At 69.6% G+C, this 21178-nt stretch carries 24 protein-coding genes and 1 pseudogene; 12 read left to right on the top strand and 13 right to left on the bottom strand.

The window, feature by feature from the left end; genetic code table 11:
• Positions 1–28 precede the first annotated feature (28 nt).
• The 6 genes from ACFY2B_RS18480 to ACFY2B_RS18455 all read right to left on the bottom strand — a co-directional run bounded on the left by ACFY2B_RS18480 (position 29) and on the right by ACFY2B_RS18455 (position 2886).
• On the bottom strand, positions 29–649 hold the full coding sequence (locus ACFY2B_RS18480) for a hypothetical protein (protein WP_390764163.1): 621 nt from the start codon (positions 647–649) through the stop codon (positions 29–31).
• On the bottom strand, positions 646–1662 hold the full coding sequence (locus tag ACFY2B_RS18475; RefSeq protein WP_390764162.1) for an ERF family protein: 1017 nt from the start codon (positions 1660–1662) through the stop codon (positions 646–648). Before ACFY2B_RS18475 ends, ACFY2B_RS18480 begins: the two co-directional genes overlap by 4 nt.
• Positions 1659–2033, bottom strand: coding sequence for a hypothetical protein (locus tag ACFY2B_RS18470; protein ID WP_390764161.1), 375 nt, complete (start codon positions 2031–2033; stop codon positions 1659–1661). The genes ACFY2B_RS18475 and ACFY2B_RS18470 overlap by 4 nt, the downstream gene beginning before the upstream one ends.
• Positions 2030–2407 carry a hypothetical protein gene (locus ACFY2B_RS18465; protein ID WP_390764160.1) on the bottom strand — a complete coding sequence of 126 codons (378 nt, stop codon included), beginning with the start codon at positions 2405–2407 and terminating at the stop codon, positions 2030–2032. Before ACFY2B_RS18465 ends, ACFY2B_RS18470 begins: the two co-directional genes overlap by 4 nt.
• A gap of 69 nt (positions 2408–2476) precedes the next feature.
• Positions 2477–2677, bottom strand: coding sequence for a hypothetical protein (locus tag ACFY2B_RS18460; RefSeq protein WP_390764159.1), 201 nt, complete (start codon positions 2675–2677; stop codon positions 2477–2479).
• Positions 2674–2886 (bottom strand): helix-turn-helix domain-containing protein, encoded by a 213-nt coding sequence (locus ACFY2B_RS18455; RefSeq protein WP_390764158.1) that lies wholly within the window; start codon positions 2884–2886, stop codon positions 2674–2676. The genes ACFY2B_RS18460 and ACFY2B_RS18455 overlap by 4 nt, the downstream gene beginning before the upstream one ends.
• 301 nt (positions 2887–3187) lie before the next feature.
• Here ACFY2B_RS18455 and ACFY2B_RS18450 point away from each other — a divergent pair, with 301 nt between their 5' ends.
• From ACFY2B_RS18450 to ACFY2B_RS18420, 7 genes and pseudogenes are all read left to right on the top strand, one after another.
• Positions 3188–3604 carry a helix-turn-helix domain-containing protein gene (locus tag ACFY2B_RS18450; RefSeq protein ID WP_390764157.1) on the top strand — a complete coding sequence of 139 codons (417 nt, stop codon included), beginning with the start codon at positions 3188–3190 and terminating at the stop codon, positions 3602–3604.
• A gap of 58 nt (positions 3605–3662) precedes the next feature.
• Complete coding sequence (locus ACFY2B_RS18445) at positions 3663–3962, top strand: hypothetical protein (protein ID WP_390764156.1); 300 nt, start codon at positions 3663–3665, stop codon at positions 3960–3962.
• A complete protein-coding gene (locus tag ACFY2B_RS18440; protein ID WP_390764155.1) occupies positions 3959–5608 on the top strand; it encodes a recombinase family protein in 1650 nt (549 codons plus the stop codon). Before ACFY2B_RS18445 ends, ACFY2B_RS18440 begins: the two co-directional genes overlap by 4 nt.
• A gap of 46 nt (positions 5609–5654) precedes the next feature.
• Positions 5655–6299, top strand: a pseudogene (locus tag ACFY2B_RS18435) (ATP-binding protein); the annotation flags it as partial.
• Positions 6296–7456 (top strand): DNA-processing protein DprA, encoded by a 1161-nt coding sequence (gene dprA / locus ACFY2B_RS18430; protein WP_390764154.1) that lies wholly within the window; start codon positions 6296–6298, stop codon positions 7454–7456. The pseudogene ACFY2B_RS18435 and the gene dprA, both read left to right, overlap by 4 nt.
• Positions 7457–7747: 291 nt before the next feature.
• Positions 7748–8590: an RNA polymerase sigma factor WhiG gene (whiG, locus tag ACFY2B_RS18425; RefSeq protein ID WP_376533285.1), complete on the top strand. Its 843-nt coding sequence runs from the start codon at positions 7748–7750 to the stop codon at positions 8588–8590.
• 385 nt (positions 8591–8975) lie between these two features.
• The gene (locus ACFY2B_RS18420; protein WP_390764369.1) at positions 8976–9533 is read left to right on the top strand and encodes a TetR/AcrR family transcriptional regulator; all 558 of its coding nucleotides are present in this window, start codon (positions 8976–8978) and stop codon (positions 9531–9533) included.
• A 207-nt stretch (positions 9534–9740) separates the two neighbouring features.
• Here the strand turns inward: ACFY2B_RS18420 and ACFY2B_RS18415 are convergent, their stop codons facing one another.
• Positions 9741–10418, bottom strand: coding sequence for a peptidoglycan DD-metalloendopeptidase family protein (locus ACFY2B_RS18415; protein ID WP_390764153.1), 678 nt, complete (start codon positions 10416–10418; stop codon positions 9741–9743).
• Positions 10419–10707: 289 nt separating this feature from the next.
• On the opposite strand from ACFY2B_RS18415, the gene rpsB reads away from it, so the two are divergent.
• From rpsB to ACFY2B_RS18390, 5 genes are all read left to right on the top strand, one after another.
• A complete protein-coding gene (rpsB, locus tag ACFY2B_RS18410) occupies positions 10708–11610 on the top strand; it encodes a 30S ribosomal protein S2 (protein WP_390764152.1) in 903 nt (300 codons plus the stop codon).
• Positions 11611–11767: 157 nt separating this feature from the next.
• Positions 11768–12604 (top strand): translation elongation factor Ts, encoded by an 837-nt coding sequence (gene tsf / locus ACFY2B_RS18405; protein WP_390764151.1) that lies wholly within the window; start codon positions 11768–11770, stop codon positions 12602–12604.
• A gap of 189 nt (positions 12605–12793) precedes the next feature.
• Positions 12794–13552, top strand: a complete 759-nt coding sequence (gene pyrH / locus ACFY2B_RS18400; protein WP_390764150.1) for a UMP kinase — start codon at positions 12794–12796, stop codon at positions 13550–13552.
• Positions 13553–13696: 144 nt separating this feature from the next.
• The gene (frr, locus tag ACFY2B_RS18395; protein WP_376533289.1) at positions 13697–14254 is read left to right on the top strand and encodes a ribosome recycling factor; all 558 of its coding nucleotides are present in this window, start codon (positions 13697–13699) and stop codon (positions 14252–14254) included.
• Positions 14254–15438 carry a phosphatidate cytidylyltransferase gene (locus tag ACFY2B_RS18390; RefSeq protein WP_390764149.1) on the top strand — a complete coding sequence of 395 codons (1185 nt, stop codon included), beginning with the start codon at positions 14254–14256 and terminating at the stop codon, positions 15436–15438. Before frr ends, ACFY2B_RS18390 begins: the two co-directional genes overlap by 1 nt.
• A 911-nt stretch (positions 15439–16349) precedes the next feature.
• Here ACFY2B_RS18390 and ACFY2B_RS18385 read toward each other — a convergent pair.
• From ACFY2B_RS18385 to ACFY2B_RS18360, 6 genes are all read right to left on the bottom strand, one after another.
• On the bottom strand, positions 16350–17585 hold the full coding sequence (locus ACFY2B_RS18385; RefSeq protein WP_390764148.1) for a tyrosine-type recombinase/integrase: 1236 nt from the start codon (positions 17583–17585) through the stop codon (positions 16350–16352).
• Between the two features lie 94 nt (positions 17586–17679).
• The gene (locus ACFY2B_RS18380) at positions 17680–17895 is read right to left on the bottom strand and encodes a helix-turn-helix domain-containing protein (protein WP_390764147.1); all 216 of its coding nucleotides are present in this window, start codon (positions 17893–17895) and stop codon (positions 17680–17682) included.
• Positions 17896–18161: 266 nt separating this feature from the next.
• A complete protein-coding gene (locus ACFY2B_RS18375) occupies positions 18162–19973 on the bottom strand; it encodes a DnaB-like helicase N-terminal domain-containing protein (RefSeq protein WP_376538590.1) in 1812 nt (603 codons plus the stop codon).
• An 86-nt stretch (positions 19974–20059) separates the two neighbouring features.
• Positions 20060–20671, bottom strand: a complete 612-nt coding sequence (locus tag ACFY2B_RS18370; protein WP_390764146.1) for a hypothetical protein — start codon at positions 20669–20671, stop codon at positions 20060–20062.
• 13 nt (positions 20672–20684) lie between these two features.
• Positions 20685–20879, bottom strand: coding sequence for a hypothetical protein (locus ACFY2B_RS18365; RefSeq protein ID WP_390764145.1), 195 nt, complete (start codon positions 20877–20879; stop codon positions 20685–20687).
• On the bottom strand, positions 20876–21151 hold the full coding sequence (locus tag ACFY2B_RS18360) for a hypothetical protein (RefSeq protein ID WP_390764144.1): 276 nt from the start codon (positions 21149–21151) through the stop codon (positions 20876–20878). The genes ACFY2B_RS18365 and ACFY2B_RS18360 overlap by 4 nt, the downstream gene beginning before the upstream one ends.
• Positions 21152–21178: the final 27 nt, after the last annotated feature.

Here is a 21178-nt window from a genome sequence, read left to right as displayed (position 1 = left end):
CCCGCGGCGGGGGCGGGCCGTGCGCGGGCTATGCGGCGGGGGCGTTCTCGGGCGCGGCCGGGGCGAGGGCGGGCGGCGTGTCGAGGTCGAGGTGTCCGGTCTGCAACGCCTCGGCCACCAGCTCTCGGCCGTCGAGGGGCTGCCGCTTGCTCGTCCGGGTGAACAGCCATCGGAAGTACGGGCTGCGGGTCGCCTTGATGGCCACGCCCGGCACGTCGTGAATCTCGCCGGTCTCCGGGTTGGCGTACTGCGTGACGTTCGCCGCGGTGACGGCGGCCAACACCTGATCGGCGAATGCGTCCTTGACGTATGTCTCGGTGCGGGCCGGGATGATTCGGAACCCGAAGTGCTCGGGGAAGGTGTCGCGCACCCACGCCTCGAACGCGGCGCGGTCGGTCACCTGCGCTTCGGCTTCGCCACCGACGCGGGTCACGGTGGCGAACTTCGTGTCGTCGGCGAGGGTGATGTCTGCCTTGGTGCTCTTGGTCGCCTTGTACTGCTGGGCGAGTAACTGCGTCGCCTCGGTGTTGGCGTCCTCGAACAGGGCCTCGGCGGCGTCGAGGCGGGCGCGCATCGCCTGACGGCGGCGCAGTACAGCGGCGAGGTAAGCGGGGTCGACGGGCTCGGGCTTCTTCTCGACGTCGCTCACTGGGCGGCCTCGATCTGCTGCCGGAACGCGTGCAGCGTCATAGCCGGGGCCTGCTCGATCGGCATGCCGTAGACGCGCTGGAAGTCGGCGTCAAGGGTCGGCAGGTTGGCGCGGGAGGCGGTGAGCCTGAGCGCGTTCTCGGCGTCGGTGCGGGCCCGGCCGACGTTGGCCAACACGGCGGCCTCCTGCTCGGCGGGCATCTCGCGCTGCTCGCCCTGCTGACGCGGTCCGGCGGCGGCCCGCTTCTCCGCGGCGATCTGGTCGAGCTGGGCGAGGAATTCGGCGGGGGCGCCGGCCTGCTCGGCGTCGCTACGCACCTTGGCGAACGCCTCCGGGTTCGGGGCGGCCTTGGCCTCGGCCACGTAGTCGCGGCGCGGTGCCTGCTCGGCCCGCTGCGGGCGTCGTTGCTGCTGGCGCTGCTGCCCGCGCTGCTGGCGGCGGTCCTGCCCGCGCTGCTGGCGCTGGGCCTGCTCGGCGCGCTGGGCCTCGGTCGACTCCACGGGGTGATCGCGGTCCCCGTCGTCGATGCTGCGGCCGTCCACCGGAATCATGAACAGGGTGAACAACAGGTACTTGAGCGCCGCGGACTGAGCCTTGTTCGTGGCCTTGTCGGCGAAGTCGGATGCTTCGCCCGGCACTTCGGCCGTGAGGCAGTCACCCGCGGGCCCGTAGACGTGGTACCGCATGGTGATGTTGACGTGCGTCATCTTCTCGCCGCGGCGCTCGGCACGGTGCGCGGCGATGCTCGGCAGAATGATCAGACCGTGTGCGCGCATCGGTCCGGCCATGGCCGACATGGCGTCATCGACTCCGCGGAACTTGTACCGCTGCTGCTGGTTCTCCTTGTCCTTGGCGACGGGCATCACGTCGCGCATTACGGCGGCGATGGCGGCGAACACGCGCGGGGCGTCCGCGGGCGTTCCGACGGGCGCAGGCTGGTAGATCGGCGCCACGGTAGGAACGGCCAGGGTCGGGGCGGTCGTGTGCGGGATGGGCAGTGCGGTGACGGTCACTGGCGGGTGCTCCGGTTCTGCGTGTTGCGGATGTGGGCGGCGCGCTTCGTGAGGCGGGTTGCGAGGGTCACGGCCTCGTCGGGGCTGAGCAGGTCGTCGGGGTGCGCGGCGGCCGGGCACTCGTCGAGCAGGGCCTCACGGGTGCCGTCGGCCTCCGCGGCGGCCATGGCTCGGCCGTAGTCGGTGCTGTCCTCGCTGCACACGGCGTGGTCCAGGGCGAGGACCGTCGCGGCGTGCCGGTCGAGCAGGGCGCCGATCACGTCGGGCTGGTTGGCGTACGCGATGGCGAGTTCGTCGAGTACGGGGGCGATGCGGTCGGCAAGGGGGATACGGACAGCTCTGCCGTCGGCGGTCACCTGCGGCCGGATCACTGGTCGGCCTCCGCGGTGTCGAGGCTGAGGGCGGCCGGCGCGGTCGGCTCGTCAACGGTGAGGACACCGGTACGGGCGTCGTACGTGCGCGGGCGGGACCAGTCGGCGGCCGGGAACGCGCGTGACAGCAGGCCGAATACGGCGGAGCGCTGCTCCCGCGTGGCGGCCAGTACGCCGGTCGCGGAGTAGAAGACGACGGCCCGGGTTACGCGGCCGTGGTGGGTGGTCGGCAGCGTGTGCACGCGGACGGTGCCCGGTGCGATCTCGGCGAGTTGCCGCGCGATGACTCGGACGAACTCCGTGCGCTGGCGGGCGCGGCGCGCGCCGAGGATCGCCTCGGCGGCGCGCAAGGGGTGGGTAGGCTGTGTGGTCACGATCGGTGCCCTTTCAGTGGCGGTCGTGGTGGGTCGTCCGGGTCGCATCCGGGCGGCCCTTTTGCGTGGTCAGGCAGCGGCGCGGTCGGTGGGCCCCGTGGCGTGACGAGCGCCCTCGACGGCGGCCCGCTCGGCGCGGCGGATGACGAGTTCCGTTTCGGGCGGCAGCAGGCCGGCGGCGCGGTCGAGGGCGATTCGGTAGAGAGCGCGGTCAAAGACGGCGCGGGCGGCAGCGATGCACTCGGCGCGGGGAATTACGGAAGCGCTCATGCGGCGGTGTCCTTGGTGAACAGGTCCGCGGTGGTGAGGCCGTAGCAGGCGTGGATCTTGGCGAGGGCTTCGGCGCTCGGGCGACCGGTGCCGCGCACCCACCGGTAGACGGTGGGGTAGGGGATGCCGAGGCTGCGGCCGAGATCGGCGGTACCGAACACACCTTCTCGGGCGGCGGCAACGAGTAGCGGGCGAACAGTGAACGACATGACTTCCTTCCGTGACCGACCAGGTATCGATCACGGGTGAACGATAGCATCTATCGATCACGCGTGGAAAGTGTGGCGAGCATGTGTCGGATGAGGTCCCGGCCTGCGGGGTGACGGGGGGGTGTGGCGCGTGTGTCGTGAAAACAGTTGCTCAATGTGTGAAGGTACGTTGAAAATTCGATCAGTTGTGCGATAGCGTGGATGATGGCGTTCCGTTAGGGGTGCCATACAGGGGGTTGGCATATGCCGTTTTTACTGGTCAGGGGTGCAGCCAATCGTTCGCGCGCGATAAATTGCGCTCATGGTCAACCACAGACGCGACCCCCATAGCGCTGCACCCTCAGACGAAACCCTCGGCCAGTGGCTCACGCGTCAACTAGAGCAACGCGGCTACGACCTCAGTCAACGTGGCGGAGGTAGGGCCCGATTCGCCGTGGAGTCCGGCGTCCCTGTAGCCACCGTGTCCCGCTTTCTACGGGACCAGGGCGGCGCCGACCCTCGCACCCTAGGACGCATCGCACAGGCTCTCGGCCTCCCCGTAGCACCCCTACTCGTCAAGGCCGGCATCCTCCCTGCCTCCGAACTACCCGAGCACACAGGTGAGATCACCCAGCAAGAGGCGCTGAACGCGCTCGGCATTACCAGCCCAGACGATCAGACAGCAGTCATGGCCATGGTGCGCGCCCTCCTTGCCAAGGAGGGAGGCCGCGCCACCTAGCGAGAGAGAACGTTCCGTGTCGAGAACCCCCCGCCCCGTTGCCGCCCTGCTGCTTTCCTTGCTGGGTCTCTATATCGGCTTGACCGTGATCATCACCGGACTCGCCATAACCCAACCCACAGAACCCGTGCTCCACGTAGGCGCAACCCTCGCAGCACTCGGCGCTGTAGCCGTACCTGCCACGGGATATCTCTTTTTCCGTGCTGCCCTCAGTGACCAGCGTGTACGTATCGAGCGCGACCTGTACCCGCTCGTTCGCAATCACCTTTTGCACGATTCCCAGTTCACCGCGCCGACCGCGCCGACCGTCGTTGACATGCAGGCCCGGCGCACGGCAGGAAAGGACACACCCACGTGACAGAAGTCCCGCCAACCTTCCAGGGCTCACCGACCGACGAGGACGGCGAGCCCTGGCTCGGTTACATCCGGGTGTCGACCTGGAAAGAGGAGAAGATCAGCCCAGAACTCCAAGAGACTGCGCTTCGGGCATGGGCCAAACGCACCGGGCGGCGCCTGCTTGAACCGCTCATTGTTGACAAGGATGCGACCGGCCGAAATTTCAAGCGGCGCATCATGGGCGGCATTCAGCGCATCGAACGCGGCGAGGCCGTCGGCATCGCCGTGTGGAAGTTCTCGCGGTTCGGCCGTAACGACCTCGGCATTGCCGTCAACCTCGCCCGGCTTGAGCACGCCGGTGGGCAACTCGCATCCGCAACCGAGGACGTCGACGTCCGCACAGCGGTCGGGCGTTTCAACCGGCGTATTCTGTTCGACCTCGCCGTGTTTGAGTCCGACCGCGCCGGCGAACAGTGGAAAGAGACGCACCAGTGGCGCCGTGCCCACGGCCTACCCGCGACCGGTGGGAAACGCCTCGGCTACATCTGGCACCCGCGCCGCATCCCGCACCCCACAGAGCCCGGACAATGGCTCATCCAAGATGAGCGGTACGTCGTCGACGAAAGCGCGCGCCCACACATCGAAACCCTGTTCGCCCGGAAACTCGGCATCGGGCAACCGGCGCCCGATGGATACGGCGGCCTCGCCACATGGCTTAACACCCTCGGATACCGCACCGGCGAGGAGAATCCGTGGCGGGCGGACAGCCTACGCCGCTACATGCAGGCAGGTTTTCCCGCAGGCATGCTCCGCATTCACGACCCGGACTGCCGATGTGAGTACACCGCTAACGGCGGACGCTGTACACGATGGGTCCAGATTGACGGCGCGCACGAGGCAATCATCACCCCAGAGACATGGGAAAGATACGAGGCGCACCGCGCCGAGCGCCGACGCATGACGCCGCGGGCCCGTAACCCCACCTATCCCCTTACCGGTCTCGTACGCTGCGGTGGCTGTCGCGAGGGTGCCGCCGCAACCTCAGCCCGCCGCGCGACAGGCCAAATCCTCGGATACGCATACGCATGCGGGCAAAGTCGCCATGGCCTGTGTGACACCCCGGTATGGGTCCAACGCGCCATCGTTGAGGACGAGGTTCGCCTATGGCTCCAACGTGAGGTCGCAGTCGACATCGATACCGCACCCCGCACGGTCATCCCGCATCCACGCGATGATCGCGCCGACGCCGACCGCGCCGAGCGGGCCCGCCTGGATGCCGAGCACACCCGATTGACCAACGCCCTTACCAACCTCGCCGTGGACCGCGCCACCAACCCGGAGGCGTACCCCGAAGGCGTGTTCGAGGCCGCGCGGGCGCGGATCTTGAAGCAGAAGCAGGCCGTCACCGAAGCCCTTGAAGCAGTCGCGAAGGTCGAGGCCATACCGCAGCGTGCCGCACTGGTTCCCCTTGCTGTGAAGCTGCTCGACACGTGGGACGCGCTTTACGCGCCCGAAGCGAACGGCATCCTCCGATCCCTGTTCAGACGAGTCGTCCTCACCCGAGGAACCACTGGACATAAAGGAGTGAAGGGGAGCGGACAAACCCGTATCGAGGTCCACCCCCTATGGAAGCCCGATCCGTGGGCCGAGGGCACCGCGGGGAAGTAGCACCCTGATTCACCTGGCGTAGCCACCTGTTTTACACGTCTCGTCCCTGGACGAGACGCCGGAATTCCGCAGTCAGGCCCTGGACGCGCTGCGGCAGCCCCTGGAGGCGGGGCACGTGGTGATCGCGCGCAGCGCCGGGGTGGTCCGGTTCCCGGCCCGGTTCCTGATGGTGCTCGCGGCGAACCCCTGCCCGTGCGGCCGTTTCTCGCAGCGGGACGCGCTGTGCGAATGCCCGCCGTCGCAAATCCGCCGCTATCAGGCGCGGCTGTCCGGCCCGCTGCTCGACCGGGTCGACCTCCGCGTCGAGGTGGACCCCGTGACGCGCGCCGAACTGACCCGGCCCGGTGCCCGCGGCGAGTCCACCGCGACGGTCGCCGACCGGGTCCGGGCGGCCCGGGACCGTACGGCGGCACGCCTCACGGGAACTCCGTGGCGGACCAACAGCGAGGTGCCCGGACGGGAGCTGCGCAACCGCTGGCAGCCGGCGAGCGGCGCGCTGGCCGAGGCCGAGCGGAATCTGGAGCGGGGCGCCCTGACGGCCCGGGGACTCGACCGGGTCCTGCGCGTCGCCTGGACGGTCGCCGACCTCGCCGGTCACGACCGGCCCGACGCCGGTGACGTCGCCCTGGCCCTGCAACTGCGCACCGGGGTTCCCCGAGGTGTGCCCATGGCCATCGGGGCACCGGCGTGACCGGCGTCGCCGGTCCGGACGACGACCTGCTCTCCCGTGTCCTGCTCACCCGGGTCGTCGAACCCGGCGACGAGGTCGGCGGGCGGTGGCTGCGGCAGCACGGGGTGCGGGAGGTCGCCCGGCGGCTGCGCGCGGGCGGGCAGCCGCTGCCAGGGGTGAGCGGGAGACGCTGGGCCGGCCTGCGGGCGCGTGCCCTGCGGGCCGAGCCGAGCCGGGACCTGGAGGTCGCGCGCGCCGCCGGGGTGCGGTTCGTCGCACCGGGGGACGCCGAGTGGCCGGTCCAGCTCGACGACCTGGGCGACGCCCGGCCCCTGGGACTGTGGCTGCGTGGCCGGCCCGGACTGCGGATGTGGGCGCTCAGATCGGTCGCCGTCGTCGGCGCCCGGGCCTGCACCGAGTACGGCGCCCACATGGCGGCCACCCTCGCCGCGGGGCTCGCCGAGCGCGGCTGGGTCGTGGTGTCGGGTGGCGCCTACGGCATCGACGGTGCCGCCCACCGGGGCGCCCTCGGCGCGGGCGGCGCCACCGTCGCCGTTCTGGCCTGCGGCGTCGACCGGCCCTATCCCCGTGGACACCACGAATTGATCACCAGGATCGCGGCGCAGGGACTGGTCGTGGGGGAACTGCCACCCGGTGACCATCCGACGCCGAGCCGGTTCATCCTGCGCAACCGGGTGATCGCGGCGCTCACCCGGGGCACGGTCGTGGTCGAGGCCGCCCACCGCAGCGGATCCCTGGTCACCGCGCGGGCGGCGCAGCGCCTCGGGCGGTTCACGATGGGGGTGCCCGGGCCCGCCACCAGTTCACGCTCCGCGGGCGTCCACGAACTGCTGCGCGGGGAGGGCGTGCTGGTCACCGACGCCGCGGACGTCGTCGAACTCGTCGGGGACATGGGAGAGCTGGCCCCGGCCAGACACGGCCCGGTCCTCCCTCGTGACCTGCTGGAACCGGGTGCCCGGCGGGTCCTGGCCGCCCTGCCCGCGGGCCGGCCGGCACAGCCGCGGGAGATCGCGTGCGACGCGCAGACGACTCCGGACGAGGTGATCGCGAGGCTGTACGAACTCAGAGCACTTGGATACGTCGAACGACACGGCGACGGCTGGAAGTTGACACGCCAGGCGGTGATGTCGGTCCGGGCCGGTCCTGGGCCCTGCTGACCGAGGGTGTTCGGCCGTCCGGGGGAACCCCGATGCCCTTGGGATTTCCCGGAGTTGACCGCCCGACCGGTCACGCACGGCGACGCGCCGGGCCTGCTGGAACGGGCCCCGGAGCAGGCCCGCCCACGGGTGGAGCCCCGGCGTTCGCACACCGCGACTCCTCAGTCACGCTACGCTCACGAGGACTCCGGCGCAGACCGGCCCAACTCGATACCAGACCGACAGCCCGCCCACCCACCCCGCTCCACAGCACTTCACGGCACTTCACGGCAGAACGGCACAAGGCGACGAATGCCCCAGCACACCTCCGGGTCCGACCGTGCGGCCATCCCCCCCGCCGCCCGCGACGGTGCCAGCGCACGACCGCCCGCTCCTTCGACACTCGACGAACTGTGGCGGTCGTACAAGGCGACGGGGGACGAGCGGCTGCGGGAGCAGCTGATCCTGCACTACTCGCCGTTGGTGAAGTACGTGGCGGGGCGGGTGAGCGTGGGACTGCCGCCCAACGTGGAGCAGGCGGATTTCGTCTCGTCGGGGGTGTTCGGGCTGATCGACGCGATCGAGAAGTTCGACATCGGGCGGGAGATCAAGTTCGAGACCTACGCGATCACGCGGATCCGGGGCGCGATGATCGACGAGTTGCGGGCGCTGGACTGGATTCCGCGGTCGGTGCGGCAGAAGGCGCGCAATGTGGAACGGGCGTACGCGACGCTGGAGGCGCGGTTGCGGCGCACGCCGTCGGAGGGCGAGGTGGCGGCGGAGCTGGGGATCGGGGTGGACGAACTGCACGCCGTGTTCGGCCAGCTGTCGCTGGCGAACGTGGTGGCGCTGGAAGAACTGCTGCACGTGGGAGGTGAGAGCGGGGACCGGCTGAGCCTCATGGACACGCTGGAGGACACCGCGGCGGACAATCCGGTGGAGGTCGCGGAGGACCGGGAGCTGCGGCGGTTTCTGGCGCGGGCGATCAACACCCTGCCGGAACGGGAGAAGACCGTGGTGACGCTGTACTACTACGAGGGACTGACGCTGGCGGAGATCGGGAACGTGCTGGGGGTGACCGAGAGCCGGGTCAGCCAGATCCACACGAAGTCCGTGCTCCAGCTGCGGGCGAAGCTGGCTGGTTTCGGACGGTGACCTGTGATCGGGACGTGCCGTCTTCTTCCGGATCGCACCGTTCCTGGGTCGTGCTGTTTTCGGGTTGCGCCGGGTCCCCGGTTGCGCCTTTCCCGGGGCACGGCTGGTCCCGGGTTGCGCCTTTCCCGGGACATACCTGGTCCCGGGGTACGCCTGGTCCCGGGCCGTGCCTTTCCCGGATCGTGCCTTTCCCGGATCGTGCCTTTCCCGGATCGTGCCGTCCCTAGATCGGACGGTTCCCGGATCGGACGGTTCCCGATTCGTGTCGGGTTTCGGCGGTGGCCGGGTCTGGGCTGTGTGGACACTCCGGGTGCCACCGGGTGACTCCCGCGTCGGCGGGCGCGTCCGTACAGTGGTGGGCGTGCCAAGGATTCGAGCGGCCTCCGTGGTCGAGCACCGGTCGATGCAGCGAGCCGCCCTGCTGGACGCGGCTCGGAGCCTGCTGTCCGAGGGCGGTACGGAGGCGCTGACCTTCCCGGCCCTCGCCGAGCGCACCGGGCTCGCGCGGTCGTCCGTGTACGAGTACTTCCGTTCGCGCGCCGCGGTCGTCGAGGAACTGTGCGAGGTCGACTTCCCCGTGTGGGCCGCCGAGGTGGCGGCGGCGATGGAGCGGGCGGACTCGGCAGAGGACAAGGTGGAGGCGTATGTGCGCCGGCAACTGGCGCTCGTCGGCGACCGGCGGCACCGCGCCGTCGTGGCGATCTCGGCGAGCGAGCTGGACGCCGGGGCGCGGGAGAAGATCCGGGCGGCGCACGGCGGGCTCGTCGCGATGATCGTCGAGGCACTGGAGGAACTGGGGCACGCCCAGCCGCGCCTGGCGGCGATGCTGCTCCAGGGCGTCGTGGACGCGGCGGTCCGCCGCATCGAACTCGGCGCGGCCGAGGACCCCGAGACCATCACGGAGGCCGCCGTGACGATGGCCCTGCGGGGCGTACGGGGCTGACCCCGTGGCACTTCCCCGTACGGACCCCGGTCGGGGCCGAGGCGGAAGCACGATGACTGCTTGCGCCTGCCGGGGGAGGCGCAGGCCCTCGGGGAGCGGCGGGGGGCGGAAACCGGACACCGGCCCGCTGCCGAAATCAGAAACCGGCTCCTCAAGGAAACGACCTGGGCTCCCGGGCCTCCGGGCCCCCGGGCCGGATGTCCGGTCTCAAGGAAGCGGTACCCCTAGGACCGGCAGCAGTCTTGACGGGCCCCGGTGCAGCAGCCGCGGGGGCAGCAGCAGGAGCGGGTTCAGGTAGGTGTCGCCGCTGAGCAGCCCCCAGTGCAGACAGGGGCCGGCGGCGCAGTGCGTCGCGGTCGGCTCGACCCGGCCCACGACCTCGCCCGCCGCCACCTCGTCCCCGGTGCGCACCAACGGTCTCACCGGTTGGTAGGTCGTCCGCAGATCCGTCCCCAGCAGTTCGACGGAGACCACGCCCCGCCCGGCCACCCGGCCCGCGAAGACGATCCGGCCCGCCGCCACCGCCCGTACCGGAGCGTCGGGCGTGGCCCCGAGGTCGACGCCCCGGTGCCCGGGCCCGTACGGCGTCGCCGGGGGTTCCCAGCCCCGTACCACCGCGGGCCGCGTCCCCACCGGCCAGGCGCGGGCGATGGCCGGCGCCGCGGGAGGGGGCGGCGCGGGGACCCCCGGTCGTGGCGGCTCCGCGCGGGCCGGAGGAGACGGCGTGGGCACCCCTGGCCGGGGTGACTCCGCGCGGGCCGGGGGAGCGGGTCCGCCCAGGACCGCAACCGGTACCACCGCCGTCAGCACCACCGCCCACACCCACATCCACACCCGCGCCCCCGGCCGGGTCCCCCGGGTCCGCACCGCACGCCTCACAGACATCGTCCACATGCGAGAACCGTCCCGCACACTCGCCGGGCACGGCCGGGCCCGGTGGACTACTCACCGGTTGTGGACAGCGGCGTCACCCGGTGCCTCGCCGGTCCCGTACACTTCTGGTGGCGACCCGGGTCACCGGGTCGACTTCGCACGCCCCGACACGAACCGGCCGGCAACGGTCCGTTCGGGTCAGCGCCCCTCGGTCCTCACGTGGCAACGGCGCAGGTGGGCGTCAGGCGCGGAAGCCGTCCGGCATCCGCGGCACAACCGAGAAATCCAAGGAGTCACGGCCATGGCCGTCGTCACGATGCGGGAGCTGCTGGAAAGCGGCGTCCACTTCGGTCACCAGACCCGTCGCTGGAACCCGAAGATGAAGCGCTTCATCTTCACCGAGCGCAACGGCATCTACATCATCGACCTGCTCCAGTCGCTGTCGTACATCGACCGCGCCTACGAGTTCGTCAAGGAGACCGTCGCCCACGGCGGCACGGTCATGTTCGTCGGTACCAAGAAGCAGGCGCAGGAGGCCATCGCCGAGCAGGCCACCCGCGTCGGCATGCCGTACGTCAACCAGCGCTGGCTGGGCGGCATGCTCACCAACTTCTCGACCGTCTACAAGCGCCTGCAGCGCCTGAAGGAGCTTGAGCAGATCGACTTCGAGGACGTCGCCTCCTCCGGTCTGACCAAGAAGGAGCTTCTCGTGCTCTCCCGCGAGAAGGCCAAGCTGGAGAAGACCCTCGGTGGTATCCGCGAGATGCAGAAGGTGCCCAGCGCCGTCTGGATCGTGGACACCAAGAAGGAGCACATCGCGGTCGGTGAGGCCCGGAAGCTCAACATTCCGGTCGTCGCCATCCTCGACACCAACTGCGACCCCGACGAGGTCGACTACAAGATCCCGGGCAACGACGACGCGATCCGCTCCGTCACCCTGCTCACCCGGGTGATCGCCGACGCCGTCGCCGAGGGCCTGATCGCCCGCTCCGGTGTCGCGACCGAAGGCAAGGGCGAGAAGGCCGCGGGCGAGCCGCTGGCCGAGTGGGAGCGCGACCTGCTCGAGGGTGAGAAGAAGGTCGAGGACGCTCCGGTCGCGGAGGCTGCTGCCGAGGCCCCCGCCGCGGAGGCCCCCGTTGCCGAGGCCCCCGCCGCTGAGGCTCCGGTCGCCGAGGCTCCGGCCGCTGAGGGCGAGCAGGCCTGACCCGTCAGCGCCGCGTCGACGGCGGGAGCGGCGACATGAAGTCCGCTCCCGCCGTTCACCCGTAGGTCAGCACCGGGTCGGGGACCTGCATCTACATGGAGACCACAGACCGTGCAGATCTTCGATCCTTCAGACTTCGAGAGAGATTCACACACTCATGGCGAACTACACCGCCGCCGACGTCAAGAAGCTCCGTGAGCTCACCGGCGCCGGCATGATGGACTGCAAGAAGGCGCTGGACGAGGCCGACGGCAACGTCGAGAAGGCCATCGAGGCGCTTCGCATCAAGGGCCAGAAGGGCGTCGCCAAGCGCGAGGGCCGCTCCGCCGAGAACGGCGCCGTGGTCTCGATCATCGCCGACGACAACTCCTCCGGCGTCATCGTCGAGCTGAAGTGCGAGACGGACTTCGTCGCCAAGGGCGAGAAGTTCCAGGCCGTCGCCGCCACCATCGCCGAGCACGTCGCCAAGACCTCCCCGGCCGATCTGGAGGCCCTGCTCGCCTCCGAGATCGAGGCCGGCAAGACCGTCCAGGCGTTCGTGGACGAGGCCAACGCCAACCTGGGCGAGAAGATCGTCCTGGACCGCTTCGCGCAGTTCGCCGACGGTTTCGTCACCGCGTACATGCACCGCACCATGCCCGACCTGCCGCCGCAGATCGGTGTCCTCGTCGAACTCGACAAGCCGAACGCCGAGGTCGCCAAGGGCATCGCCCAGCACATCGCCGCCTTCGCGCCGAAGTACCTTGCCAAGGAGGACGTCCCGGCCGAGGTCGTCGAGTCCGAGCGCCGCATCGCCGAGGAGACCACTCGCGCGGAGGGCAAGCCGGAGGCCGCGATCGCCAAGATCGTCGAGGGTCGTCTGAACGGCTTCTTCAAGGACGCGACGCTGCTCGGTCAGCCGTACGCGCTCGACAACAAGAAGTCGGTCCAGAAGGTTCTGGACGAGGCCGGTGTCACCCTGAAGCGCTTCGCGCGCATCAAGGTCGGCATCTGAGTCCGTACCGCGATCGACACGCGACCCCGATAGGGTCGACAGCAGTCGTCCGCGCACACCGCCGCACCCGGGCGCGCGACGGACGACAGCAGATCTGACGAGGAGGCCATTGCCGCGCATGGGAGCGAGAAGCGACCCCACCGGCAATGGCCTTCTTCGTATGCGCACCAGGTGAAAGAGGCGGATCCCATGACCACCAAGGCCCAGAAGAGTGACGACGGCAAAGTACACGGCCGGTTTCTGCTGAAGCTGTCCGGAGAGGCGTTCTCCGGTGGCGGCGGCCTGGGCGTGGATCCCGACGTGGTGCACAAGATCGCGCGCGAGATCGCCGCGGTCGTCCGGGACGGCGCGCAGATCGCCGTGGTCATCGGCGGCGGCAACTTCTTCCGCGGTGCCGAACTCCAGCAGCGCGGCATGGACCGGGCCCGCTCCGACTACATGGGCATGCTCGGCACGGTGATGAACTGCCTCGCCCTCCAGGACTTCCTGGAGAAGGAGGGCATCCAGTCCCGGGTGCAGACGGCCATCACCATGGGCCAGGTGGCCGAGCCGTACATCCCGCTGCGCGCCGTGCGGCACCTGGAGAAGGGCCGTGTGGTGATCTTCGGCGCCGGTATGGGCATGCCGTACTTCTCCACCGACACCACCGCGGCCCAGCGCGCCCTGGAGATCGACGCCGAGGCGCTGCTGATGGGCAAGAACGGGGTGGACGGGGTGTACGACTCCGACCCGAAGGCCAACCCGGACGCCGTCAAGTTCGACTCCCTCGGCTACGGCGAGGTCATCACCCGCGACCTCAAGGTCGCCGACGCCACGGCCATCACGCTGTGCCGCGACAACAAGCTGCCGATCCTCGTCTTCGAGCTTCTCGCCGAAGGCAATATCGCCCGGGCCGTCAAGGGTGAGAAGATCGGCACACTCGTGGGCGACCAGGACGGTCGGCACTGACCGGAGAACCGTCCGGACCCTGACCGGGGGATGGACAAGGACCTGCCGGTCGGGAACCGTGCAGGAAGAAGACGCGACGCAGCCGGCCGTGGGCCCCGACAAGGAACCGCAGCCGGGCCTACTCAAGACACGCAGGAGCAAGTGGTGATCGAAGAGACCCTCCTCGAAGCCGAGGAGAAGATGGAGAAGGCCGTCGTGGTCGCCAAGGAGGACTTCGCCGCGATCCGCACCGGCCGTGCGCACCCGGCGATGTTCAACAAGATCGTGGCCGACTACTACGGCGCGCCGACGCCGATCAACCAGCTGGCCTCGTTCTCCGTGCCGGAGCCGCGCATGGCGGTCGTCACCCCGTTCGACAAGAGCGCGCTGCGCAACATCGAGCAGGCGATCCGCGACTCCGACCTGGGGGTCAACCCCACCAACGACGGCAACATCATCCGCGTGGTGTTCCCCGAGCTGACCGAGGAACGCCGCCGCGAGTACATCAAGGTCGCCAAGGGCAAGGGCGAGGACGCCAAGATCTCGATCCGCTCCGTGCGCCGCAAGGCCAAGGAGACCATCGACAAGCTGATCAAGGACGGCGAGGTCGGCGAGGACGAGGGTCGGCGTGCGGAGAAGGAGCTCGACGACACCACGGCGAAGTACGTCGCCCAGGTGGACGAACTCCTCAAGCACAAGGAAGCGGAGCTGCTCGAGGTCTGATGAACGACTCTTCCTGGGGGGCGCCGCCACCGGCCGGGTACTGGGGGCCCACCGACCACGGGCCCGGGCAGGCGTACGCCCAAGGAGCCGCCCCGGCGGGTCCCGCGTACGATGCGCGTGACGCCCAGCAGACTCGCCCCATGCCCATCGTCCCGGACGACGTACCCGCGCATGGCGGTGACCAGGATGGGGACCGGGGGGCCGCTCGGCTGGGCGGCGCTCCGGTCCGAGACGAGACGTTCCGCGGCGGTGCGTACCACGACAGTGCGTACTACCAGCAGACCCCGTCGGCGTTCCCGCACGGGGCGCCGCCGCAGAATCCGGAGCCCATGCCCGACGCACCGCAACCCGCCCCCGCACCGCAGAAGAAGAGCGCGGGCCGGGACCTGGGATCGGCCATAGGCGTCGGCGTCGGGCTCGGCGTGGTCATCGTCGCGTCCCTGTTCATCGTCAAGGCCGTCTTCGTCGGCGTCATAGCGGTCGCCGTCGTGGTGGGGCTGTGGGAGCTGACCAACCGGCTCCAGGAGCGCAAGGACATCAAGGCGCCCCTGGTCCCCCTGGCCGTCGGCGGCGCCGCGATGGTCGTCGCCGGATACGTCCGCGGTGCCCAGGGCGCCTGGGTGGCCATGGCGCTGACCGCGCTCGCGGTCCTGGTCTGGCGCATGACGCAGCCACCGGAGGGCTATCTGAAGGACGTCACGGCGGGCGTCTTCGCGGCGTTCTACGTGCCGTTCCTCGCCACCTTCGTCGCGATGATGCTGGACGCCGCCGACGGCCCGTACCGGGTGCTGACCTTCCTGATACTCACGGTCGTCAGCGACACCGGCGCGTACGCCGTGGGCTGGCGCTTCGGCAAGCACAAGCTCGCTCCGCGCATCAGCCCCGGCAAGACCCGCGAGGGGCTGCTCGGCGCCGTACTGTTCGCGATGGTCGCCGGTGCCCTGTGCATGCAGTTCCTGATCGACGACGGCACCTGGTGGCAGGGTCTGTTCCTCGGCCTGGCGGTCGCGGCCAGCGCCACCCTCGGTGACCTCGGCGAATCCATGATCAAGCGGGATCTGGGCATCAAGGACATGGGCACCCTGCTCCCCGGTCACGGCGGCATCATGGACCGGCTCGACTCACTCCTGCCGACGGCGCCCGTGGTGTGGTTGCTGATGGTGCTGTTCGTCGGCTCCGCCTGACGGCACGGCACCCGGTACGCATCCGGCACGCATCCGAACCCCTCGCCGGTCACCGGGCGGGGGGTTCGTCCGCTGAGGTCCAGGTGCCGGAGGTCCCAGCCGCTCCCCCCCGGCCGCATCAGTGGCGCCTCGGCCGTACTCGGCGGCCCGGAGCCGACGGCCCGTCCGGCGGCGACGCGCATGCGGGCAGGCGGCGAACGCCCGTGCGGGAAGGCGGAGGCGCTCGCGCGGGAAGGCGGAGGCGCTCGCGCGGGAAGGCGGCGACCGGCACGTGCGGATCACGGCCGCAGGCCACGGGAACCGATCTGCGACACTGGGAAAACCATGCCTAAGCCCGGAGAACTGGCATCGTGCGGGAGTGATTAGCCGTCCCAACTGCCCATTCGCGTCTAGCAGACGGCCCAGTCTTGCTCCTGGGCCGTCCTGGGGCCGTGAGCGGCACGCGTTCGCCTCTTCGAGGCGGCTACGAAGCCCGCTGAGCTAGCTTCTCGTAGATCAGTAAGAACGGCGAGACGTACCCGGATGCCTCAGTCGGCGACGCGGCCTTCGAGATAATGAGAATTACGCCCGCCGCCAACGCGCCCACGTACACCACCATGGTGGACCAAGAAGGACCAGACGATGTCTGGACGGTCGGGTGTTCTTCTTCCATACTTGAGACGCTCCTGTGTGTTGTTGGGTGGAGCTACGGCCGCAGTGATCCCTGCCAGGACAAGCACATGCGGCTATAAGCGCGTTATGTGGCGCAGGAGTTGCGCCACACCCAAAGTATGGTGGCTTAGCCGCCTGAGGTGCAAGACCCTCAGGCGGCTTTTGCCTTTTAATCCTAGCCCTGTGCTCGCTAATGCATTGCAATGCAATGCATTAGCTGCTGTGATGGAACGAATCCAAGGCGGTGCGGGAGTCTGTGATCACGCCTCCCGCTTCCTCAGGACTACGTCTATCGCGCGCTTTGTTCGTTGACGGCTGCTGGGCATGAGGTGTGCGTACACCCGCAACGTGAGAGCCGGGTCAGTGTGTCCGAGGTACTGGCTGACGGCCTTGATGCTTTCACCGGCATCGAGCAGCACCGAAGCGTAGAAGTGCCTCAGGGCATGCATGCCGTGCTCGCGCGCCGACTCGTACTTGCCGTCCGGCCCGGCGTCCGGGATGAGGCCGGCGACCGCCAGCGCGCGCTTCCACTCCTGGATGTTGAAGTTGCTGCGCCACACGACCCCGCTCGCGGTGTTCGTGAACAGGAGGCGGGCCGACACCTTCGGGCCGTCCGGCTTCCGCCACGGCAACGTGATCTCAACGGGCTTGAAGGCGTCCATGTGGACGCGCAGGACCTCGGCCACAGACGACGGCAGCGGTACGTCCCGCTCCTTGTTGCACTTCGGCGGGGCGAACACGGCCTTACCCCGTATGAGCTTCACCTGCCGTACCACCCGCAGGATGCCGGCCTCGAAGTCGAGGGCATCCTCAGCGAGCCCCACGATCTCACCCTGGCGGAGTCCGCACCCGGCGCCCGTGTCCACCATGGTCCGGTACCGCTCGGGGAGTGCTGCGCGGACGGCGTGCACCTGGGTGGGCAGCCATGGCACGACGCGGCGGCGCTCTACGGTCGGCGGCCGGACGGACTTTGCAGAGCACGGGTTTCGGGGCAACAGGCCATCGTCGACGGCCGCGCTCAGCACGGCTCGAACGTCGCCGTAGATGTTGCGCGCATACGCGCCGCTCACGGCAGGGTTCGCCTCCAGCGCGCTCGTGAGTTCACGGATGTGCTCGGGGCGGAACGAGTCCAGCGGTCGCGTGCCGACGATGGGGAACGCGTGCAGGCGCAGCCGCTGTTCCGCGACGATCTGGCTGGACATGTCGGCGGTGTGGGTCTTGAGCCACTTCTCGGCGTAGGTCTTGAAGGTGATCCGGGCCGCGCGCGGGTCGATGTAATGGCCGCGCGACATGTCGGATGCGGTGTTGGTGAGCCACTTCTCAGCCAGGCGCTTCTGTCCGTCGGGGAAGCTCTTGGACTTCTCGGTGCCGTCGGGCCCGATGTACCGAGCGCGGTAGCGCAGGCCGTTGCCGTGGCGGTCGGTCTTGACGCGGACGGTCTTGCCTGCGGCGTCGGTTTCGGTCTTGTACCAGCGGTCTTGGATGTGGCCGGCCATGAAAAAGACTTCCCTTCGGGACGGTCGGGTTTCAGGGGCAGCAGGAAGCCCGGGGGTGGCCGTTCGGCCGTCCCCGGTGGGGTGTGAAGGGGTGTTACGCGGTGTCGTCCGCCATGCGGTCAGCGATCCATCGGCTCACCGCGGCGGGGTCGTAGCGGAGGTGCCGCCCGACTCTGAAGCCGGGCGGGCCCGTTCGCTTCCGGCGCCACTGGTAGACGGTCTCCAGCGGCACGCCCAGGAGCGTGGCCAGGTCTTCGGGCGTGAGGTAGCGGTCAGGGAGGGCGGCTGTGGCGGGGTTCAGGGAGGGCATGGGGCGTGAACTCCTGGGGGCCGGAGTACGGATCGAGGGCCGGAGCACGGTGGGGGCGGTTCGGAAGCCAGGGGCAGGCGCAAAGGGCGCTAAGGGCGAGAAGCCGCCTGGGCTGGTGTTTTGCGCGGTCGCTAAGGGCGTGGAAAGCGGGGCGCCAAGGGTTCGTGATCAGGGCGTGAGGGGCTTACCGCCCACTTCGTGGCGCACTTCTCGACCTGCGGTCTTCGCAGGTCAGTGCGCTTTCCGCCCTTTGCGCCCTTCCCGTCTCAGACCGCGTAGGCGAGGACCGTCGTTGGCCGCCCTCGGGTGGCTCGCTGGCGGCGGGTGTATCCGGGTTGTTCGAGCAGTGCGGCCATCAGCCGTTCGCGCTCGGCCTTGCGGTCGTTCTTGAACAGACGGTGGATGTCGTTGCCGGTCAGTCCCTCTGCACCGGCCTTGCGGACTGCGGCGGCGAGTTTGTCGAGCTTGGGATCACCCGAGCCGGAGCCGACCAGGTGAGCCGCTGTGGCGTGGGCGTAGTTGATCAGGTGCCAGGCCGCGCGCATGTGATCTTCCTGGATCGTGTCGCCCTGGTCGCACAGGGCGTAGATCATGGCGGCGCGCAGAGCGTAGGGGGCGGCGCGGGCCGTGAACTCGGCGAGTGCTCCGCTTGCCGTGTCCTCGGTGAGAGCGGGGTAGATCTCGTCCCGGTAGAGCGCTCGTGCGGCGGCGCTGATCTTCACCTCGTCGACCTTCGCGGCGTCATTGAGCACGGTCCGCCAAGCGTGCGCGAGGTTGTCGATCAGCTGAGGGTCTGCTCCTCGGGACTCGGGGAGGATCAGGTTGCGGTGGCAGAAGATCGGCAGGAACCGGTTGTACGTCCCGCCTGCCATCTCCGAGTCCTGCATCTTCGCCCGGAACTCGTCCGGGGTGATGTGGCCGAGGATCGCGATGTGCGGGTTCGTGGCCTTCATCGAGTTGCGGACCATCGAGCCCAGATCTTCGCCGTCCCATGCCTGCCGCAGAACGCCCGGAAGGCTGCTGCCCTCGCGTCGTCCACGGCTCATGGTCACGGCGTATTCGGACTCGACCACCCAGAGCCGCTTGTCCAGGCTGGCCGGGGACGCGCCGTCGCTGTTGTCGTCCTTGACGTACTCGATCAGTCCTTCACCGGAGTTGAGGCCACGGGGTGTGTGGTCCGGCCCGAAGAAATCCGGGAAGGCGGTGGCCAGGGGCCGTTTCGCCGTCGATGTCGCCGAGCCTTTGCGGCCGGCGGAGGTGGCGCCGACGGTGAGCGCCCAGAGCAGCGCCGGATGACGGTCGTTGCCGATCCACAGATGCGGGCGACGGCCGATGATGGCTCCGGCCGCGGACATGAGGTTCACGAGCACGGCCACCGGATCGGCCTCGGTGGTCGGGTCCAGTTCCCGCACGGTTTCGCCCAGCCAGCCGCAGAACACGGCCGGGTGCGGGGTGGGTCCGGGCCGGTGCGGGCGGCGAAGGTCGGGCGCAGGGTCGTAGAGGGGGTTCGGCACGGTGCCCGTGGGGGATTCCTCGGCCGGGCTGCTGAGCAGAGTGGAATGCTCCGGTGCGGCAAGTTCCCTGACGTGGGTGACGGCCACGGCGCCGACTTCTTCGGGGTCGGCGCCTGGTGCTGAGGCCCACTCCACGAGGCGGGTGCCGTGCTCGACCAGGCGCCGGAGCCTTGCTTTGCCGCGCACGATCTCGGCGTAGTACTCGGCGTTCGCCGCGGTGGGGACCGCATCGACGAGACTGTGCAGGTATGAGGCTCCGCCGATGCGGGTGAGGTCACCGCGCGTGGACAGTTCCGCGCTGAGGATGATGGGGTCCACCGGCTGCCCTGCGTGGTGCAGGTCGCAGATCGCGCGGTGAATGGACTCGTGGGCTGGGCGGTAATAGTCGCTCGGGTCGAGCACGTTCACCACTTCACCGATGGCGTCGGCCGAGAGGAGCATGCCGCCCAACACGGCCTGTTCGGCTTCGATGTCCTGCGGCGGCAGGCGATCGGTGAATGAGCCGTCCACCGCGTAGAGGCTGCGAACGCGGGATTGGGGCGGCGGGTGGTGCTCGGATGCCATGCTGGACTTCTCCTGTTTCTGTGCAAGGGAACGGAGAGGCGGGGGCGGTCGCGGTCTTTGGCGAGAGGCGACCGCCCCCGGTGACGTCACGTGTGGTTGTCGTGGGCGGGGAGTGCGGGTAGCCCGGCGGTTTCCAGGGCCTTGGGGTCGAAGCCGGGCAGCGCAGCGCGGGCGGTGAGTGCGGCGGCGAGTTGTCCGGCGTAGGCGGCGCCGGTGCGAGCCACCTCGATCTGGGCGGTGGCACGGATGGTCTCGACGCGTTCGACGTGTGCGTGTTCCGCGTGGCGCTCGGTGACGTGCCGCTCGTGGGTGACGCGTTCGCGCCTGTTGGTGCGCCAGTAGCGGGCGGCGAGTCCGTAGGCGCCGGCGGTGGCCACGGACCACAGCAGCAGTGGCAGGGGAAGCCCGTCGGCGTATCCGGCGACTCCGGCGAAGGCGAGCGCCCCGGAGGCGGCGAACGCGGTCCCGGCGATGGTGCTGTCCCCCGCGCGGCCGACGCTCGCGCACGCGCCCGTCGCGGCGGCGCCGAGGGACAGAGCGGTCATGAGGGCGGCGTCGCCGACGGAGTGTTCGGCGCCGTTGGCGTTCCAGATGCGGGCCAGCGCGAGCACGGTCGTGGTGGCGAGGGCGGGCGCGGCCTTGGGCGCAGCGACGGCGAGCCAGTGCCGCGCGACGATGGGTTCGCTGGGTTCGTTCACGAAGGTTCTCCCGTCAGTGGCCGAGCTGGGACAGAAACCGGGCGAAGGAGGCCACCAGGTCGTGGATGGGTCCGTAGGCGCCGGTACCGGCGGTGAAGAAGCCGAAGAGGAACAGCAGGACGGCGGCACCCGCGCCGGTCGACTTGGTCTTGATGGCGACGACGGAGGCGAGACCGAACAGCAGCACCGCGGAGAAGGTGAGGATCATCGGAAGCCTTCCGGGCGGTGGGTGTCGGTCCCGGCGCGGTAGATGCGGGCCCAGCGGTTGTAAAGCCAGCGGCCGGCGCGTATGCGCTTGCCGGTGGCGTGGCAGCGGCGGCAGTCCTTGCCGCGCTTCAGCCGTCCCTTGCGGTCGGTCTTGAGCGCGTGGCCCATGCCCCGGCACTTGCGGCAGTTACCGAAGGGCGAGGCGGCACACAAGGCGACGTAACACAGCGTCACGCCGAGAATCAGGGTGATAGCGAGCAGGGCGGAGGCCATGACGGGCCCTTCGAGGCGGTTTCCAGG

It is taken from the genome of Streptomyces sp. NPDC001270, from assembly GCF_042896695.1.
Classification (GTDB): Bacteria; Actinomycetota; Actinomycetes; order Streptomycetales; family Streptomycetaceae; genus Streptomyces.
This window is presented reverse-complemented; position numbering and strand designations above follow the sequence as displayed.

Excerpts from the sequence above, each read along its gene's own strand:
- ACFY2B_RS18385 (WP_390764148.1), bottom strand. The coding sequence starts at position 17,585 with ATGGCCGGCCACATCCAAGACCGCTGGTACAAGACCGAAACCGACGCC.
- ACFY2B_RS18455 (WP_390764158.1), bottom strand. The coding sequence starts at position 2,886 with ATGTCGTTCACTGTTCGCCCGCTACTCGTTGCCGCCGCCCGAGAAGGT.
- whiG (WP_376533285.1), top strand. The coding sequence starts at position 7,748 with ATGCCCCAGCACACCTCCGGGTCCGACCGTGCGGCCATCCCCCCCGCC.
- pyrH (WP_390764150.1), top strand. The coding sequence starts at position 12,794 with ATGACCACCAAGGCCCAGAAGAGTGACGACGGCAAAGTACACGGCCGG.
- ACFY2B_RS18375 (WP_376538590.1), bottom strand. The coding sequence starts at position 19,973 with ATGGCATCCGAGCACCACCCGCCGCCCCAATCCCGCGTTCGCAGCCTC.
- tsf (WP_390764151.1), top strand. The coding sequence starts at position 11,768 with ATGGCGAACTACACCGCCGCCGACGTCAAGAAGCTCCGTGAGCTCACC.
- ACFY2B_RS18365 (WP_390764145.1), bottom strand. The coding sequence starts at position 20,879 with ATGATCCTCACCTTCTCCGCGGTGCTGCTGTTCGGTCTCGCCTCCGTC.
- ACFY2B_RS18415 (WP_390764153.1), bottom strand. The coding sequence starts at position 10,418 with ATGTCTGTGAGGCGTGCGGTGCGGACCCGGGGGACCCGGCCGGGGGCG.
- ACFY2B_RS18380 (WP_390764147.1), bottom strand. The coding sequence starts at position 17,895 with ATGCCCTCCCTGAACCCCGCCACAGCCGCCCTCCCTGACCGCTACCTC.
- ACFY2B_RS18390 (WP_390764149.1), top strand. The coding sequence starts at position 14,254 with ATGAACGACTCTTCCTGGGGGGCGCCGCCACCGGCCGGGTACTGGGGG.
- rpsB (WP_390764152.1), top strand. The coding sequence starts at position 10,708 with ATGGCCGTCGTCACGATGCGGGAGCTGCTGGAAAGCGGCGTCCACTTC.
- ACFY2B_RS18450 (WP_390764157.1), top strand. The coding sequence starts at position 3,188 with ATGGTCAACCACAGACGCGACCCCCATAGCGCTGCACCCTCAGACGAA.
- ACFY2B_RS18360 (WP_390764144.1), bottom strand. The coding sequence starts at position 21,151 with ATGGCCTCCGCCCTGCTCGCTATCACCCTGATTCTCGGCGTGACGCTG.
- ACFY2B_RS18460 (WP_390764159.1), bottom strand. The coding sequence starts at position 2,677 with ATGAGCGCTTCCGTAATTCCCCGCGCCGAGTGCATCGCTGCCGCCCGC.